The organism is Nonomuraea sp. NPDC049637, from assembly GCF_040675235.1.
Classification (GTDB): domain Bacteria; phylum Actinomycetota; class Actinomycetes; order Streptosporangiales; family Streptosporangiaceae; genus Nonomuraea.
This window is the reverse complement of sequence record NZ_JBFAOM010000001.1, coordinates 162,541-178,585: the sequence shown is the minus strand read 5'-3', so window position 1 is coordinate 178,585 and position 16,045 is coordinate 162,541. Positions and strand designations below refer to the sequence as shown.

General features: G+C 73.0%; 18 protein-coding genes. 11 read left to right on the top strand and 7 right to left on the bottom strand.

The annotated features are described in order from the left end of the window. Positions 1-106 precede the first annotated feature (106 nt). From AB0J71_RS00820 to AB0J71_RS00790, 7 genes are all read left to right on the top strand, one after another. Positions 107-874: a metallophosphoesterase gene (locus AB0J71_RS00820; protein ID WP_352322921.1), complete on the top strand. Its 768-nt coding sequence runs from the start codon at positions 107-109 to the stop codon at positions 872-874. Positions 875-935: 61 nt separating this feature from the next. Then, on the top strand, positions 936-1,379 hold the full coding sequence (locus AB0J71_RS00815) for an SRPBCC family protein (RefSeq protein ID WP_352322920.1): 444 nt from the start codon (positions 936-938) through the stop codon (positions 1,377-1,379). Beyond that, entirely contained in the window at positions 1,376-2,539 is a 1,164-nt protein-coding gene (locus tag AB0J71_RS00810) for an ArsA family ATPase (RefSeq protein WP_352322919.1), read from the top strand. Before AB0J71_RS00815 ends, AB0J71_RS00810 begins: the two co-directional genes overlap by 4 nt. 39 nt (positions 2,540-2,578) lie before the next feature. Continuing rightward, the gene (locus AB0J71_RS00805) at positions 2,579-2,974 is read left to right on the top strand and encodes a hypothetical protein (RefSeq protein ID WP_364411793.1); all 396 of its coding nucleotides are present in this window, start codon (positions 2,579-2,581) and stop codon (positions 2,972-2,974) included. 13 nt (positions 2,975-2,987) lie between these two features. Next, complete coding sequence (locus AB0J71_RS00800) at positions 2,988-3,920, top strand: ROK family glucokinase (protein ID WP_352322917.1); 933 nt, start codon at positions 2,988-2,990, stop codon at positions 3,918-3,920. Between the two features lie 12 nt (positions 3,921-3,932). Then, positions 3,933-4,667: an endonuclease/exonuclease/phosphatase family protein gene (locus AB0J71_RS00795; protein WP_364411790.1), complete on the top strand. Its 735-nt coding sequence runs from the start codon at positions 3,933-3,935 to the stop codon at positions 4,665-4,667. Between the two features lie 37 nt (positions 4,668-4,704). Next, complete coding sequence (locus AB0J71_RS00790; RefSeq protein WP_364411787.1) at positions 4,705-5,811, top strand: hypothetical protein; 1,107 nt, start codon at positions 4,705-4,707, stop codon at positions 5,809-5,811. Between the two features lie 9 nt (positions 5,812-5,820). Here the strand turns inward: AB0J71_RS00790 and AB0J71_RS00785 are convergent, their stop codons facing one another. After that, positions 5,821-6,297 (bottom strand): hypothetical protein, encoded by a 477-nt coding sequence (locus AB0J71_RS00785; protein ID WP_352322914.1) that lies wholly within the window; start codon positions 6,295-6,297, stop codon positions 5,821-5,823. Between the two features lie 46 nt (positions 6,298-6,343). Then, positions 6,344-7,102, bottom strand: a complete 759-nt coding sequence (locus tag AB0J71_RS00780) for an alpha/beta fold hydrolase (RefSeq protein ID WP_364411785.1) — start codon at positions 7,100-7,102, stop codon at positions 6,344-6,346. Between the two features lie 147 nt (positions 7,103-7,249). On the opposite strand from AB0J71_RS00780, the gene AB0J71_RS00775 reads away from it, so the two are divergent. Beyond that, positions 7,250-7,957, top strand: coding sequence for a lysophospholipid acyltransferase family protein (locus AB0J71_RS00775; RefSeq protein ID WP_352322912.1), 708 nt, complete (start codon positions 7,250-7,252; stop codon positions 7,955-7,957). Here AB0J71_RS00775 and AB0J71_RS00770 read toward each other — a convergent pair. Then, positions 7,947-8,402, bottom strand: a complete 456-nt coding sequence (locus tag AB0J71_RS00770; RefSeq protein ID WP_352322911.1) for a MarR family transcriptional regulator — start codon at positions 8,400-8,402, stop codon at positions 7,947-7,949. The two genes, AB0J71_RS00775 and AB0J71_RS00770, sit on opposite strands and share 11 nt — an antisense overlap. Positions 8,403-8,482: 80 nt before the next feature. Between AB0J71_RS00770 and AB0J71_RS00765 the strand changes: the two genes are divergently transcribed. Next, entirely contained in the window at positions 8,483-8,911 is a 429-nt protein-coding gene (locus AB0J71_RS00765) for a DoxX family protein (protein WP_352322910.1), read from the top strand. A 197-nt stretch (positions 8,912-9,108) separates the two neighbouring features. Here AB0J71_RS00765 and mmuM read toward each other — a convergent pair whose 3' ends face one another. From mmuM to AB0J71_RS00750, 3 genes are all read right to left on the bottom strand, one after another. Continuing rightward, entirely contained in the window at positions 9,109-9,975 is an 867-nt protein-coding gene (gene mmuM / locus AB0J71_RS00760; RefSeq protein ID WP_352322909.1) for a homocysteine S-methyltransferase, read from the bottom strand. Between the two features lie 395 nt (positions 9,976-10,370). Continuing rightward, the gene (locus AB0J71_RS00755; RefSeq protein ID WP_364411783.1) at positions 10,371-12,884 is read right to left on the bottom strand and encodes a VIT domain-containing protein; all 2,514 of its coding nucleotides are present in this window, start codon (positions 12,882-12,884) and stop codon (positions 10,371-10,373) included. Further along, positions 12,881-13,546: a helix-turn-helix domain-containing protein gene (locus AB0J71_RS00750; RefSeq protein ID WP_364411781.1), complete on the bottom strand. Its 666-nt coding sequence runs from the start codon at positions 13,544-13,546 to the stop codon at positions 12,881-12,883. The genes AB0J71_RS00755 and AB0J71_RS00750 overlap by 4 nt, the downstream gene beginning before the upstream one ends. Before the next feature lie 116 nt (positions 13,547-13,662). Between AB0J71_RS00750 and AB0J71_RS00745 the strand changes: the two genes are divergently transcribed. Both AB0J71_RS00745 and AB0J71_RS00740 read left to right on the top strand, forming a co-directional pair. Then, the gene (locus tag AB0J71_RS00745) at positions 13,663-14,130 is read left to right on the top strand and encodes a DNA starvation/stationary phase protection protein (protein WP_352322906.1); all 468 of its coding nucleotides are present in this window, start codon (positions 13,663-13,665) and stop codon (positions 14,128-14,130) included. 250 nt (positions 14,131-14,380) lie between these two features. Then, positions 14,381-15,403 (top strand): alkaline phosphatase PhoX, encoded by a 1,023-nt coding sequence (locus AB0J71_RS00740; RefSeq protein WP_352322905.1) that lies wholly within the window; start codon positions 14,381-14,383, stop codon positions 15,401-15,403. Between the two features lie 48 nt (positions 15,404-15,451). Here AB0J71_RS00740 and AB0J71_RS00735 read toward each other — a convergent pair whose 3' ends face one another. After that, positions 15,452-16,045: a TetR/AcrR family transcriptional regulator gene (locus AB0J71_RS00735; RefSeq protein ID WP_364411778.1), complete on the bottom strand. Its 594-nt coding sequence runs from the start codon at positions 16,043-16,045 to the stop codon at positions 15,452-15,454.

The window sequence follows — 16,045 nt, the reverse complement described above, 5'->3', positions numbered from 1 at the left end:
GACCGCCTGGACGTTACCGCCTTAAGTTACGCGCCGGTAGCATCGTCATGGGAGCGTTATGAAGGGCGTTCATCACGCTAGCAGCCGTCCCACCTAGGATTTCCCCATGAGGGTCCACGTGGTGAGTGACGTGCACGGCAGGGCCGACGCGCTGGCCCGCGCGGGCGAGGGCGCCGACGCGCTGGTGTGCCTGGGCGACCTGATCCTCTTCATCGACTACGACGACCACGCCAACGGCATCTTCGCCGACCTGTTCGGCGCGGAGCGGGCCGCCGAGTTCATCGCCCTGCGCACGGCCAAGCGCTTCGACGAGGCCAGGGCCATGTCGGCGCGCCTGTGGGCCACCCTCGACGGCGACCCGCGCGAGCACATCGAGCGCAACGTGCGCGCCCAGTACGCCACCCTCTTCGCGGCCATGCCCACCCCCGCCTACCTCACCTACGGCAACGTGGACATTCCCCGCCTGTGGCCCGACTACCTCAAACCGGGCCATCAGGTGCTCGACGGCGAGGTGGTGGAGATCGGCGGCCTGCGCTTCGGCTTCGTCGGCGGCGGCCTCAAGACCCCCTACCGCACCCCGTACGAGATCGGCGACGAGGAGTACGCCGCCAAGGTGGAGGCGATCGGCGAGGTCGACGTGCTGTGCTGCCACATCCCGCCCGCCCTGCCCGAGCTGCTCTACGACGTCGTGGCCAGGCGCTTCGAGCGCGGCAGCGAGGCCACGCTGGCCGCCATCCGGCGCACCCAGCCGCGTTACGCCCTGTTCGGCCACGTCCACCAGCCCCTCCACCGCCGCGCCCGCGTGGGCCGCACCGAGTGCGTGAACGTCGGCCACTTCCGCGGGAGAGGAGAGCCGTTCGTCCTGGAATGGTGAGCCGGGCGGCCCGTGACCGGCGCTCCGCCGCAACGGGCGGATTCTGCATTACGGTGGTCGCATGGCTGATCGCACCACTTCGAGCACCACCATCGGCGCCGGCCGCGCAGAGGTCATGGCGGTCATCGCCGACTTCCCCGCCTATCCCGAATGGGCCGGATCGATCAAGCGCGCCGAGGTCGTCAGCACGGGCGCCGACGGGCGGCCCGAGCAGGTGCGGTTCGTCCTCGACGCGGGCGTGATCAACGACACCTACACCCTGGCCTACGCCTGGGACGGCGACGACGGCGTGCGCTGGCAGGTGGTCGAGCCGGGCAAGATGGTCGGCGACCTGCGCGGAAGTTACCAGCTCACCGAGACGGGCAGTGGCACCGACGTGACGTACGAGCTCACCGTCGACCTCACGGTGCCCATGATCGGGATGATCAAGCGCAAGGCCGAGAAGGTGATCGTGGACACCGCGCTCAAGGGCCTGAAGAAGCGCGTCGAGGGCCGTACCCGGTGAGCCCCCGCGTCCTGCTCTTCACCGGCAAGGGCGGCGTGGGCAAGACCACCGCCGCCGCCGCGACCGCCACGCTGGCCGCCGAGCGCGGGCTCAAGACGCTCATCGTCTCCACCGACACCGCGCACTCGCTGGCCGACGCGCTCGCCGTCGAGCCCGGCGAGATCGCGCCCGGCCTCCACCTGCACCAGGTCGACACGCAGAAGACCCTGGAGCGCCACTGGGGCGACCTGCAGCACTACGCCAGGGGCGTGCTCACCGAGCTGGGCCTCGACGAGATCACCTCCGAGGAGATCACCGTGCTGCCCGGCGCCGAGGAGGTCATCGCCCTGCTCGAACTGCGCGAGCACGCCCGCCAGGGCGCCTGGGACGTCATCGTCATCGACTGCGCACCCACCGCCGAGACGCTGCGGCTGCTGGCGCTGCCCGAGGCGCTCGACTGGCACGTCACCAGGCTCATGCCGGTCGGCCGCAAGCTCGTCAAGGTCGTCTCGCCGTTCATGCGCAGCGTGGCCCGGATCAGCGCGCCGGACGACGACGTCATGAACGCCGCCGAGCGCTTCCACCGCGGGCTGATGGAGGTGCGCGAGCTGCTCACCGGCGACAGCGCGTCCGTGCGGCTGGTGCTCACCCCCGAGGCCGTGGTGCTCGCCGAGGCCAGGCGCACCCTCACCTCGCTCAACCTGTACGGCTACCGCGTCGACGCCGTCATCGCCAACCGGGTCTTCCCGGCCGGCGGCGCCGACGAGTGGCGGGCCAACTGGGTGAGCGCCCAGGCCAGGTTGCTGGCCGAGGCCGAGGAGTCGTTCGCGCCGCTGCCCGTCCACACCGTGCCGTACCTGCCGGCCGAGCCGGTCGGCCGGCGCGCGCTGGCCGAGGTGGGCGCCTCCGTCTACGGGGACACCGACCCGTTCGCCGCGCCCGCCGTCGAGCCGCCGCTGCGGCTCAGCGCCGACGAGCTGACGCTCGCCCTGCCCGGCGCCGACCACGACGACGTCGACCTGGCCCGCAAGGGCGACGAGCTCATCATCACCGCCGGCCCGTACCGCCGGATCCTCGCGCTGCCCGCGGCGCTGGCCCGCAGGAAGATCGGCTCCGCCGTGCTCCGCGACGGCGCGCTGAGAATACGGTTCAGTGTGGGGAGCGAATCCGGCTCCGAATGAGTTGAGCAGGATGAGCGAACCATACGCAGGGAGGGCCAGATGACCGACAACAACGACAGAGACCCCATCGGCACCGTGGCCGACGAGGCGCGCAAGCTGTTCGAGACGATCCAGGGGCGCGCCACGCGCCAGGTCGGCAGGACCGTCTACAACTCCTTCACGGGCGGCGGCGCCCGCAAGGAGCAGGACGTGTGGAGCGAGGCGGTGTCCGAGCCCCACGACGAGTACATCTGCCGCGCCTGCCCGGTGTGCCGGGCGATCGCGGCGCAGCGGGAGTCGGGCTCCGACGTGACCGGTCACCTGGTGGCCGCGGGCGGCGAGCTGTTCGCCGCGGTGCGCGGCGCCTTCGACGCGCTGAGCAGGCCCGCCCCCCGCGGGCCGCGCGACACCCGTGACCGCGACCGCGGCGACGTGGAACACATAGATCTGGGATAGGGAGACACGCGGCATGCTCACGATCGGTGTCGACATCGGCGGTACCAAGGTCGCCGCGGGCGTGGTCGACGACAACGGCGAGATCGTCGAACACACGCTCAGGCCGACCGCGGCCGACCGGCCCGACGTGGTCGCCGACACGGTCGCGGACGTCGTCCGCGAGCTGTCGCAGGGCAGGGACGTCGAGGCGGTCGGCGTCGGCGCGGCCGGGTTCGTCGACGAGACCCGCTCGATCGTGCGCTTCGCCCCCAACCTCGCCTGGCGCGAGGAGCCGCTGCAGAAGAAGATCAGCGACCTGGTCGGCCTGCCCGTCGTGATCGAGAACGACGCCAACGCCATGGCCTGGGGCGAGACCAGGTTCGGCGCCGGGCGCGGCCAGTCCCACGTCGTCTGCCTGACGCTCGGCACCGGCATCGGCGGCGGCATCGTCATCGACGGCGCCCTCTACCGCGGCCGCTGGGGCATGGGCGCCGAGCTCGGCCACATGCAGGTCGTGCCCGACGGACGGGTGTGCGGCTGCGGCAACATCGGCTGCTGGGAGCAGTACGCCAGCGGCCAGGCCCTGGTCAAGGAGGCCAGGGAGATCGCCGCCCGGCAGCCCGACCGCGCCGAGATCCTGCTCGGCCTGGCCGGCGGCCGGATCGAGGGCGAAGAGGTGACCGAGGCCGCCCGGCTGGGCGACAAGGCCGCGCTGGCCGCCTTCCGCAGCTTGGCCGACTGGCTCGGGCAGGGCATGGCCGACCTGGCCGCCGTGCTCGACCCCGGCTGCTTCATCGTCGGCGGCGGCGTCTCCCGGGCCGCCGACCTGTTCCTCGACGAGGCCCGCGAGGTGTTCGCCAGGCAGCTCACCGGCCACGGCCACCGGCCGCTCGCCGAGATCCGGCTGGCCGAGCTGGGCGCGTCCGCCGGGGTGGTCGGGGCCGCCGACCTGGCCAGGCGGCGCTAGCGCGTGCCGGCCGTGGCTCCCTCGTCCGGCACGCCGGGCATGCGCGACGGCGTGCTGGTCAGGGTCGCCTCGTACAACGTGCGCAGCATGCGCGACGACGTGCCCGCGCTGCGCCGGGTGCTCGCCGCCATGCGGGCCGACCTGGTGTGCGTCCAGGAGGCGCCGAGGTTCGCCCGGTGGCGGGCCAGGCGCCGGGCCCTGGCCGAGGCCGGCGGGCTGCGGGTGGCCACGCCCGGACGCGCCGGTGGCGTGTGCGTGCTGGCCGGGCCGCGGGCCCGGGTGCTGGAGGCGCGGCTGCACCGGCTCAAGGCGTTCCCCGGCCTGGAACGCCGGGTGCTGGCCGTCGCCGTCGTCGAGATCGGCGGCGCGCGGCTGGCCGTCGGCTCGCTCCACCTCGACCTGCACCTCGCCGCCCGGCTGCGGCACGCGGGCGAGGCCATGTCCCTCATGGAACGGGCGGCCGCCGCGCACGACGCCGCCGTCGTGGTCGGCGCCGACGTCAACGAGCGGGGACACCAGCCGGCCTGGCGTTTCCTGGCCGCCCGGCTGTCCGACTGCCACGCCGTCGCGCCCGCGGGCGACGGGCTGACCTTCCCCGCCGCGCGGCCCGCCGAGCGCATCGACGCGGTGTTCGCCGCGCGCGAGGCATGCGTCCTGTCCTGCGGGGGAGTGGCGGCCGGGAACGCCGATCTGGCCGGGGCCAGCGACCATCTGCCGGTGCTCGCCGAGTTGCAGGTTGGACTCTGACGGGCGAGCCGCCCGGGCCAGCCCGTAGCATTTGTTCATGACCCGTCGCTCTCAGCGGCGTGCGCTCTCCGTCCTTCTGGCGACGTCCGTGGCCTTGCCGCAGGTCACGCCCGCCGCGCATGCCGAGCCCCGCCCCGCCGCCGAGGCGTGGCAGAAGTCGACGAGCGCGCGCCTCGACGCGGACGGCTCGCTCTCCGACGTGCTCGCCGTCTCGCCGGGCGACGTGTGGGCGGTCGGCCAGCAGGAGATCTGGGACGTCTGGAAGAACCGCGGCACGATCCGCCACTGGAACGGCGCCTCCTGGAACGAGGTGGCCGTGCGCGACGCCACCGCCGCGGGCAACCTGCGCGGCCTGGCCGCCGCCGGGGCCTCCGACGTGTGGGCGGTCGGCGACGGCCACGACGGCCTGCCCTACCTGGCCCACGGCGACGTCACGGGCTTCGACCGGGTCCGGCCGCAGGGGCTGCACGCCGGCGACTGGCTGGGCGGCATCGACGCCAAGGCGGGCCGGGTGGTCGCGGTCGGCAGCCGGGAGAAGTACGGGCTCATCCTCACCGGCCAGGGCAACACCTGGACCGTCCAGGAGACCAAGGAGAAGGGCGCGCTCTACGCGGTCGCCTCGGGCTTCGCCGTCGGCGACACCGGCGGCGCGCCGCTGATCATGCATTACACGTCGGGGGCCTGGAAGTCGATGTCCGTGCCCGCCGTCCCCGGCGGTTACCTGCGTGACATCCAGGTCGACAGCTCCAAGCGGGCGGTGGCCGTCGGCGGGATCTACCACGGTCCCGGCGAGATCTCGCCGCTCGTGCTCACCTGGAACGGCAAGCGCTGGCAGCGCCTGGCGATCCCGGCCACCGGCGCCCGCCTCTACGGCGTCACCGGCGACGGCAAGGGCCGCTACTGGATGACCGGCTACGACCCGGAGCAGGCGGCCCAGCCGTTCGTGATGCGCTGCGAGAAGGACGCCTGCCAGATCATCCGCGGCGCCGCCGAGAAGGGCCGCAGCAGCGTACGCCTCCAGGCGGTGGCCTACCTGGCCGGCAAGGGGGCGCTGTGGGCGGTCGGCCACGCCGTCGACGCGGCCGACCGCTACACCGACGTGGTGGAGTCCTTCGCCCCCCGCAGCACCACGGCCAAGTCGTAGCGGGCCGGCCTACAGCACGGCGCCGTCGTCCCAGCCCGAGTCGTTGGGCGGCCCGTCGCCCATGCGCACGACCAACGCCACGAACCCGCCGATGAACGCCGCCACCGCGGTGAACAGCGCCCACCCCTCCATCTGCCAGCTGGCCATCGCCGCCACCAGCAGGTAGGCGGGCCCGCCGAACAGCGCCACCCAGGCGAGCTTGGTGGGCAGGTCGAGCTTGGGCAGCGGCGGCGGGGGAGGCGGCTCGAAGTGCCCCTCGTCCTCGTCGTCGCGGGCGGGTTCGTCGCGGTCGTCGCGGTCGTCGCGGTCGGGCGCGGACTGGCCGAGCTCGGGCTCCTCGGACGGTTTGACCACCCTGCGGGTGGGCTCGGCGGGCACGTTCTCGCTGTCCGGCCATGGCTGGTCGGCCGAGTCGCGCTCGGCTGTGTCGTTGAAGGACGCGACGATCTGCCGCCAGACCTCGTCCTCGTCACTCTGGGGCGTCACCTAGATGGGCCTCTCCGCAGCGATCGCGACTTCCCCCTGGGTGCGATCAGTCCCTCTGCAAGGGTACCGAGGCATGTGTCCGGATGAAGTCGAGGCTACCGGCAAAGATCCTGTCGGCATCGTTGTCAAGCGTCGCAACATGGTAGCTGTCCGTGAGCTCCTCGATCGTGGCCTGCGGGACCTTCTGGCGAATGATCGCCACACTCGTCGGTTTCACCACGTGGTCGTCACGGCTGTGGAAGACCAGCAGCGGCTGGGTGACCTTCGCCAGGTCGGCCTGCACCAGCGACCACAGCCCCGGCAGCGACGCGGCCGCCTTGACCGGCGTACGGGCGTAGGCCAGCTCGGTCACGCCGGGCTTCTTGACGTCGTTGGCGACGCCGGGCACCGACGGCAGGAACCACTTCAGCAGCGGCGCCAGCCTCAGCAGCGGCACGTCACTGGCGATGGACGGGTTGACCAGCACCACGCCCCTGATCGCGTCCCCGTGCACCTCGGCCAGCCGCAGCGCCAGGCAGCCGCCCAGTGACAGGCCCGCCACGAACATCTCCGAGCAGCGCCCCTGGAGGTCGGCGAACGCCTTCTCCACCTCGGCGTACCAGTCTTCCCAGCGGGTGCGGTTCATCTCCTGCCACGTGGTGCCGTGCCCCGGCTGGCGGGGCAGCGAGACGCTGACCCCATGGCCCGCCAGGTACTCGGCCCAGGGCCGCAGCGACTGCGGCGTGCCGGTGAACCCGTGGCACAGCAGCACACCGACCTGACCCGCTCGGTGGTGGTAGGGCTCCGCGCCTGGCATGAGCGGCATAACAGCTCCTTGACGCAATTTCATCCCGGAACTGCCCGATCGTCGCACGTTCAGGGGTGATTGTGCGAGAGCTGGTGTAGTTGCATCTCGCCAGGGATGGGAAGATGACTCTGCTCAATCACGATGTCCTGGGGAAGAGGTGGCCGGGTGTTCTACTGGGTGGTCAAGGCCATCTTGAAGCCGATCCTCATGCTCTTCCGCCCGTGGACGGAGGGCGGCGACAACGTACCCAAGCAGGGGCCCGCGATCCTGGCCGGAAACCACCTCTCCTTCGCCGACCACTTCTTCGGCCCGCTGCAGATCCGCCGCAAGGTGATCTCGCTCGGCAAGGCCGACTACTTCACCGGCACCGGCATCAAGGGCTTCTTCACCCGGCTGTTCTTCAGCGGCGTCGGCACCGTGCCGATCGACCGCTCCGGCGGCAAGGCCAGCGAGGCCGCGCTCCGCACCGGCCTGCGCATCCTGCGCGAGGGCAACGTCCTCGGCATCTACCCCGAGGGCACCCGTTCGCCCGACGGCCGCCTCTACAAGGGCAAGACCGGCGTGGCCCGGCTGGCGCTGGAGTCGCGGGCGCCGGTCATCCCGTGGGCGATGGTCAACACGTACGAGATGATGCCGCCCGGGCGGCTGTTCCCCAAGCTCGGCATCCGGCCGGGCGTCCGGTTCGGCAAGCCGCTCGACTTCTCCCGCTACTACGGCATGGAGGACGACCGGCTGGTCCTGCGCGCGGTCACCGACGAGATCATGTACGCGCTGATGGAGCTGTCCGGCCAGGAGTACGTCGACAAGTACGCCGCCAGCGCCCGCGTCGAGATGGAACGCGCCCGCCGCGCCGCCGCCAAGGCTAGCTCCTGAGAGCTTGTTCGCTCTTCGTCATCGCGCTGGTCAGTGAGGTCAGCTCGGCGCGGCTGAGCCGGTCGATCAGGTAGTCCCGCACGACCGCCACGTGCCCGGGAGCGACGCGTTCCAGGCAGCGCTCGCCCGCGTCCGTGAGCACCGCCAGCACCCCGCGCTCGTCGGACGGGCACGTGGCGCGCTCCACCAGCCCCGCCTTCTCCAACTGGGTGATCTGGTACGTCAGCGCGCTCTTCGACACCACCACGCCCCGGGCCAGCTCGGTCATGCGCATCCGGCGCTCCGGAGCGGCCGACAACCGCACCAGGATCTCGTACTGCGGGTGCGTCAGCCCGGCCGCGGCCTTGAGCTGCTCCTCGATGCGTCGTTCGAGCAGGTGGGAGGCCGACAGGAAGGCGCGCCAGGCGGCCATCTCCGTCTCGTCGAGCCAGCGGGTGTCCGTCACGTCCCAAGTGTACTTGTTGTTCAGATTTGAACTACCGGTAGAGTGGTTGTTCAAATCTGAACGACTCCCTTGGAGGGTCCATGATCGACCGGGCGCGTCCCATCGCCCTGCTGCTGGCCAGGATCGCCGTCGGCGTGATCTTCCTGGTGCACGGCTACCAGAAGTTCGCCGACATGGGCATCGCGGGCACCACGAAGTTCTTCGAGTCCGCGGGCATCCCCCTGGCCGGGGTGGCCGCACCGGCCGTGGCGGTGCTGGAGGTGGCCGGCGGGATCGCGCTGATCCTCGGCGCCGCCCTGCCGATCGCGGGCACGCTGCTGGCCCTCGACATGATCGGGGCCATCGTGTTCGTCCACGGCTCCAGCGGCTTCGGGGCCGGTGAAGGGGGCTACGAGTTCGTCCTCGCGCTGGCGGCGGCGAGCCTGGCGGTGGGATTCACCGGCGGCGGCGCCCTGGCGCTCGACGCCTTCCTCGGCCGCCGTCGCACCACGGCTCCGGCGACCGCCTAGCGGCCCGCCCGTACCGGCCGCTCGCGACCCTCGCGCGCGCCCACGCCCGTGGCGCGGCGTGCGCGGGGGGCGTGGGGGCGGGGCTCCGTCCGTACGGCGTGCGCGGGCGGACGGCCAGGGCTTCATCCGTACGGTGTGCGGGGGAGTCCTGCGGCCGGGGGTTCCGGGGTGATGGTGACGTCTCGGCGGGCCGGGCGTCAGGTCAGGTGGGCGCGGATCTGCCTGATGTGCTCAGGGGTCGTACGGCAGCAGCCGCCGATCAGCGACGCCCCCGCGCGCTCCCACTCCTTGGCGGCCAGGCCGTACTCCACCGGGTCGGACAGGCCCAGCCACCGGCGCTGCTCGGCGTCCCACGTCTCGCCCGAGTTCGGGTAGACCACGACCGGCAGGCCGCCGGACAGGCGCGCGACCAGCCCGGGGATGTGCCGCGGCGCCGTGCAGTTGACGCCTACCGCCACCACCTGCGGGTTCCCGGAGAACAGCGCGGCGGCCCGGTCGATCGGGGTGCCGTCGTTGATGCGCTCGGCGTCGCGGCAGGAGAAGCTCACCCACGCCTTGACCCCCGGCGTGGAGGCCAGCAGCGCGGCCAGCGCCCGCGCCTCGGCGTAGGACGGGATGGTCTCGCAGGCCAGCAGGTCGGCCCCGGCGGCGGCCAGGATCTCCCAGCGCGGACGGTGCCAGGCCAGCAGGCCGTCTTCGTCGAGGTCGTAGTCGCCGGTGTACTCGGCGCCGTTGGCCAGATAGGCGCCGTAGGGGCCGACCGAGGCCGCCACCAGGCCGCGGCCGGCCTCGTCGCGGGCCTGCCCGGCCAGCTCGACCGACAACCTGATCAGCCGCTCGGCCTCGGACCGGTCGAGCCCGCGGCGCTGGAAGCCGGGGATGGTGGCCTGGTAGCTCGCCGTGGTGGCCACGTCGGCGCCCGCCGCGTAGTAGTCGGCGTGCACCCGCCTGATCAGCTCGGGCTGCTCCAGCAGCAGGCGTGCCGACCAGAGCTCGTCGCGCAGATCCGCGCCGAGCGACTCCAGATGCGTGGACAGGCCGCCGTCCAGGACGAGTGTGCTCACCCGTCCAGAATAGGAGGCCGCGGGGGATGGTGGCACATGAGAATGGCACGCCTTTTCCCGGGGACGCCTGAATATCGCGGCCGGGATATGACCGGGCGTGGAATTCATAATGGGTGCTCGCGCGTGCCGGGGAGTTCCGTGCGCCGGTGCGCGGATGTGCCGGGTCGTCCCCGGCGCCGGGGCTTGTCGGGTGGTCCCGCAGTCCCACGGACGCCCGCCATCGGCCCATTGCGCCGGGCCCGCAGCTCGTCGAGTTGATTAGGCGGTGAAATCGGCAAAGAATCCAGAATTCCCGCATTTGGCGGAAGCGGCGGTTCTGGAAACGGCGCCACCGCCGACCCCTGACACCCGGCAGCGCGGCGGGGTGGCGCGGCGCTGCCGGGGGTCAGTGAGCGTCAGCCGCGTTTCCAGAAGGGGCGGTGGCGCTTGCCGGGCTCGGGGTCGCCCGGGGCGAGCGGGCCGTCCCCGGGGAGCGGGTCACCGGGGGCGACGGGGTCCTCCGGGCGGGTGGGGTCGGCCGGGGCGCGGTCGGCGGGGGCACCGGTGAGGGCGGTTAGCGTTGCGACGGCGTGGTCGTGCAGGGCGCGGAGGTCCGTGCCGGGACGTTCGGCCGCCTCCAGGTCGCGGGCCAGCGTCGCCAGCGCCTCGTTCCCGCCCAGGTACGCCGCCAGCGCCGCGAGACGCGAGCCCAGGTCGGCCAGGTACGGCGCGTCCGGCACGCGCATCGCCCTGAGCCGGTCCAGCTCGGCCTTCAGCTGCGGCCGGACCGACTCCAGCCGGAGCGCCGGACGCGGCGACGACGGAGGCGCGAACTTCGGCGAGACCCCGGGCCCAGGGCCGCCACCGGAACCGGGCGCGGACGGCGCCCCACCGCCGGGCGCGGACGGCGAAGGACCCGCGGGGCCGCCCGCCAGGGGCGGGGCCGGGAAGGGGGCGTCGGCCGGGGCGGGGCCGCCGAGCGTAGGCGGCGCGCCGAAGCTCCGGTCGAAGCCCTGTTCGAAGCCCTGGTCGAGAGACGCCGGGGCCGGCGGCATCATCCGCGGAGCGCTCGCGGGACGCGCCATCGTCATCGCCTGCGCCACGAACCGCCCGCCCATGGACGGGTTCGGCGGCAGCTCCCACCCGCTGGGCGGCTCGACCGGCTGGATGACCCGGTGCTCGGGCGCGCCCTCCGCGACCTGCCGCGTGTCGATCGCCACGTACGCCGTGAACCTGCACAGCACGCCGTTCTCCAGCGAGACCTCGACGATCCGCGGCTCCAGGCCGTGCTCGCCCATGGCGTACCGGTCCTCCAGCTCACGCAGGTGGGCGCGGGCCCAGACGGCGCGCAGGGCGGGACTGTCGGCGGTCACCCCCGTGACCCGCTCCTCCCACGGCCCCCCGGCCGACGTGCCGCGCACGGTGACGGCCTCGGCGCCCTCGCGGCACCGTCCGTACACACGGAGCGGGACCCCCGGGAAGATCGAGCCGAGGTGGGTCACCGAGCCGGGCTCGGTCTCCAGCCCCTTCAGGGACAGGTCCGTCACCAGCGGCGCGCCGATCCTGCGGTGGATCTGCTCCATCGCCGCGTCGAGCCGGTCCTCGGACTCGACCAGCTCGCACCGGCCGACGCCCAGCCCGGCGAGCCGGCCGAGGAAGCCGGCGTTCACCGCGCGGTCGATGCCGACCGTGTGCACCCGCATCGCCGACAGCGCGCCGCCGGCCTGCTCCAGGATCTGGTCCTCGTTGCCCACCTGGCCGTCGGTGACCAGCACCACCACCCGCTCCCTGTCGCCGGGCGCGCCGAGGAGGGCGACGGCGCGGCGCAGCGGTTCGAGCAGCTCGGTGCCGCCGCGCGCGTCGACCCGCGCCAGGTGCTCGACCGCGCGGTACCGGTTGCGGTCGGACGCCTCCACCAGCCCCTCGAACGCCGCCTCGACCACCGAGTCGAACGTCAGCACGTTGAAACGGTCGTGCGCGGTCAGCGTGTCGACGATGCGCGCCGCCGCCCGCCGCGCCGCGACCATCTTCCAGCCGCCCATGCTGCCCGAACGGTCGAGCACCAGCACCACGTCCCGCGGCGCGCGGGCGGCCTGCAGGGCGGGCGGGACGACGGTGAGCGCGAACGTCCCCCGCCCGTCGAACTGCAGGGACGTGGACGCCTCGAACGACAGCCGCAGGATGAAGTCACGGTCGAGGCGCTCGCCCGGACGCAGGCGCACGGTGTGGCCGTCCTCCTCGACCACGTGCAGGCTGGAGGCCAGCTCCCGCAGATCGAGCCCGGAGGCGTCGACGCGGGCGGTGAGCGAGAGCCGCACGGGGCTGGGGAAGCCGGGCAGCAGCACCGGCGGCGTGATCCTCGACGCGTCGGGCACGGCGTCGGTGTCCGGCGCCACCCCGGAGCCCGCCGGGTCGCCGTCGAGCGGGGTGCCCGGGACGTACCGGGGGGCTACGACGAGCGGGAACCGGAAGGTCGCCGCGCCGTCCTCGTAGGGGAGGGGCTGGCTCATGGTCAGCCGGACCGAGACGCGTTCGCCGGGCAGGATGTTGCCCACCCGGATGGTGAAGACGTCGGGCCGGTCCTCCTCGGCGATGGCCGCCCGCCTGCCCTCGCGCAGCGCCTGGTCGTAGTCGGCCCTGGCCTGGCCGCGCTCCTTCAGCACGCCCTCCACGACCCGGTCGTCGGCCTCCATCCGGAACCCCGTCACCGCCGCCCGGTCGGGCAGCGGGAAGACGTAGGTCGCCTCCAGCGTGACGTCGAACGGGTTGCGGAACCCCTGCTCGACCTCGACCCCGGCGACGAGCCCGGCGATGTCGGCGCGGACGTCCACGCTGTCCAGCGGCAGGTTGCCGCGTTCGGTCAGCAGCGCGCCGAACCCGGCGTCCGGCACCGGCAGGCACCGTGCGGGCTCCAGCGAAGTGATCTTCACAGCAGTCTCCTCTCTACGAGCACCGCGAGCAGCGGCCCAGCCGCCGCCAGCACCGCCTGAACGTCGTCCTCGGACGGAGGCCGCCCCCCGTCCCACACCACCCGCACCCCGTCCGCGAGCACGACCCCGGCGACCGGGCCGCCCCCGGCATGCGCCGCTTCCGCGTCGGCGGGGCGTTCGCTCCCGGCCTGGGCGGGGCGGACCGGCCGTTCGGCCCAGAACCTCTCACGGCCTGCCTCGCCGCCGGGCGTCCCGTTCGCCGTCGTGGCGATGACGGACGCGGGCCCCGCGAAGCGCGGGCCGTCCGGCGGGGAACCGGGGACCGCCCGCCCCTCGGCCGCGGACGGCACGTCGGCGAGACCGGCGGCCGCCGCCAGCGTGGCGTTCGTCGCGCCGGCCAGCGCCGTCTGGATCTCGGCGATCGAGCGCCCCGCCGCCTGCATGCGCTTGACCGCCACCAGTTGCAGCAGGTGCCGCCGGCCGTAGCGGGCGATCCTGCCGCGCCGGGTCAGGGGCGGGTCCACGAGGCCGATGGTGGTGTACCACCTGATCAGGCGTTCCCCGGGCACGTCGCGGACCCGGCCGTTGACCGGCTGCGCCTCGGCGCGCAGCGCCCGCGCCGCGTGCTCGGCCAGCTCGCCGATGGTCCAGGTGTCGCTCATACCTCCACAGTGACACTGTCACTATTACACTGTCAACAAGGGAAAGATCGGAAGAATCCAGCTCCGGATGACGTTCTAAATAGGCGAAAGCACCACTGAAGGGGAGGAAATACGACATGGCTACGATCACCGGTCCGCTCTCGGGCGAAGCCAAGAACGCCGTCGCCGAAGCCCTGCAGGGCGCCCTGGTCGATCTGATCGATCTGTCGCTGATCGCCAAGCAGGCGCACTGGAACCTCGTCGGCGCCCATTTCCGCCCGATTCACCTCCAGCTCGACGAGCTGACCGACCTGGCCCGTACCCACATGGACACCATCGCCGAGCGCGCGGTAGCCCTCGGCGTGAACCCCGACGGGCGTTCGGCGACCGTCGCCAGGTCGACCCAGCTCCAGCAGCCCGAGCGCGGCTGGCTGGAGGACGGCAAGGTGGTGGCGACGATCACCGACATCCTCGACGGCATCAGCAAGCGCATGTACGACCGCATCCGCGCCACCGACGAGGCCGACCCCGTCAGCCAGGACCTGCTCATCGCCGTGACGCAGGACATCGACAAGCAGCACTGGATGTTCCAGGCCCAGCGCTGACCGCGCGCGGCCGCCGGCCGCACCACCCGAAGAGCCCGGGCGCGACCACAGTGCCCGGGCTTTCGCGTGTCCGCCCCCCGGGTGGGCGATCTTCCGCCCAGTGGGTACGGACTGTCCCGCATCGTCCAGGGGCCCGCGGCGATCTCACGCCACGGCGGAGCGCGGGGTTTGCGCAGAGTTTGATGTCACGAGTCCTTGCCATTCATGTCGGTGCGGTCGACTAGCGTGGCACCTAGAGGGAGGCCCCACGATGTCCCACAAGACTCTCCTCCGCACGGGCCCGCTCTTGCAGGGCGGCATCAGCCCGTACGGGCCGCTCACGCCGGCGTCCGCCGACGGGCTCGCGCTGCCGCCGGGCTTCACCGGCCGGGTGGTGGCCCGGTCGGGCGACAAGGTGGCCGGGCTCACCTGGCACGCCGCGCCCGACGGCGGCGCCTGTTTCCCCGACGGCGCCGGCTGGATCTACGTCTCCAACTCCGAGCTGCCCCTGCTCGGCGGCGCCTCCGCGCTGCGCTTCCACGCCGACGGCTCGGTCGCCGACGCCTACCGCATCCTGTCCGGCACCGACCTCAACTGCGCGGGCGGCGCCACGCCGTGGCACACCTGGCTGTCGTGCGAGCTCGGCGACCGCGGCCGCGTCTTCGAGTGCGACCCCTACGGCGCCCGCGCGGCCCGCCCCCGCCTGGCCATGGGCCGCTTCCGGCACGAGGCCGCCGCCTGCGACCCCGAGCGGCGCGTCGTCTACATGACCGAGGACGAGCACGACGGCTGCTTCTACCGCTTCCGCCCCGGCGACTGGGGCGACCTGACGGAGGGCACGCTGGAGGTGTTGTGCGCGTCGGGCGGCTGGCGGCCGGTGCCGTCCCCGGCCGCGCTGCTCACCGCGGCCCGCCACCAGGTCGAGGACGCCCGCCACTTCGACGGCGGCGACGGCTGCCACTACGCGGGCGGCGTCTGCTACTTCACCACCAAGGGCGACACCGGCCTGTGGGCCTACGACGCGCAGACCTCCACCCTCGACCGGCTGTGCGAGGGCGTGCGCGCGATCACCGCCGCCCCCTCGGGCGACCTCTACGTGGCCAGGGAGACCACGGAGATCGACGTCATCGCGCCCGACCGGGCCGTCACGCCGTTCCTGCGGCTCACCGGGCACGAGGGGGCCGAGCTCACGGGGCTGGCCTTCTCGCCGAGGGGCGACCGGCTCTACTTCTCGGCCAGGCGCGGCCGCACCGAGGGCCACACCTTCGAGGTCAGCGGCCCCTTCCGCCCCTGATCGCGGGCTCAGGTCAGGTAGCGGCCCCTTCCGTCCCTGATCGCGGGCTCAGGTCAGGTAACGGACCAGCATGAGCTTGAGCTCGGCCACGAGCTCCGCGCCGCGCTCGGGCGTCGCCGGCCCCAGCATGGGCAGCACCGCCTTCACCATGGCCAGCGCCATCGTCGCGTTGAGCAGCGCCCGCTCCTGCGGCAGCTCGGGCGAACGCCGTCGCAGCAGCGCCGCGATCCGCTCCGCCAGCGAGGCGTGCATGCGCTGGGAGGCCGCCGCGAGCCGGTCGCCGGTGGCCGACCCGTACAGCAGCGACCAGTACGCCGGTGAGTCGGCCTTGAACGCCACGCTCTCGTCCACGAGCTGCCCCACCAGTGCCTCCAGCGGGACGTCCGGGGTGATCGCCGCCAGCCGGGCCGCCCAGAACTCGTCCCGGTCGTCGGTGTAGCGGGACACCAGGCCGTCCAGGATCTCCTCCTTGTTCCGGAAGAACTGGTACAGCGACCCGGGGGAGAGCCCCGCCCGCGCGGCGACCTGGTTCGTCGTCATGTCCGGGTAGCCGACCTCGGCGATCACCGACTCCGCCGCGTCGAGGATCTCGGCCATCCGCTTCAGGCCGCGCGCCTGCCTGCGGACCGTGCGTTCAGGCAT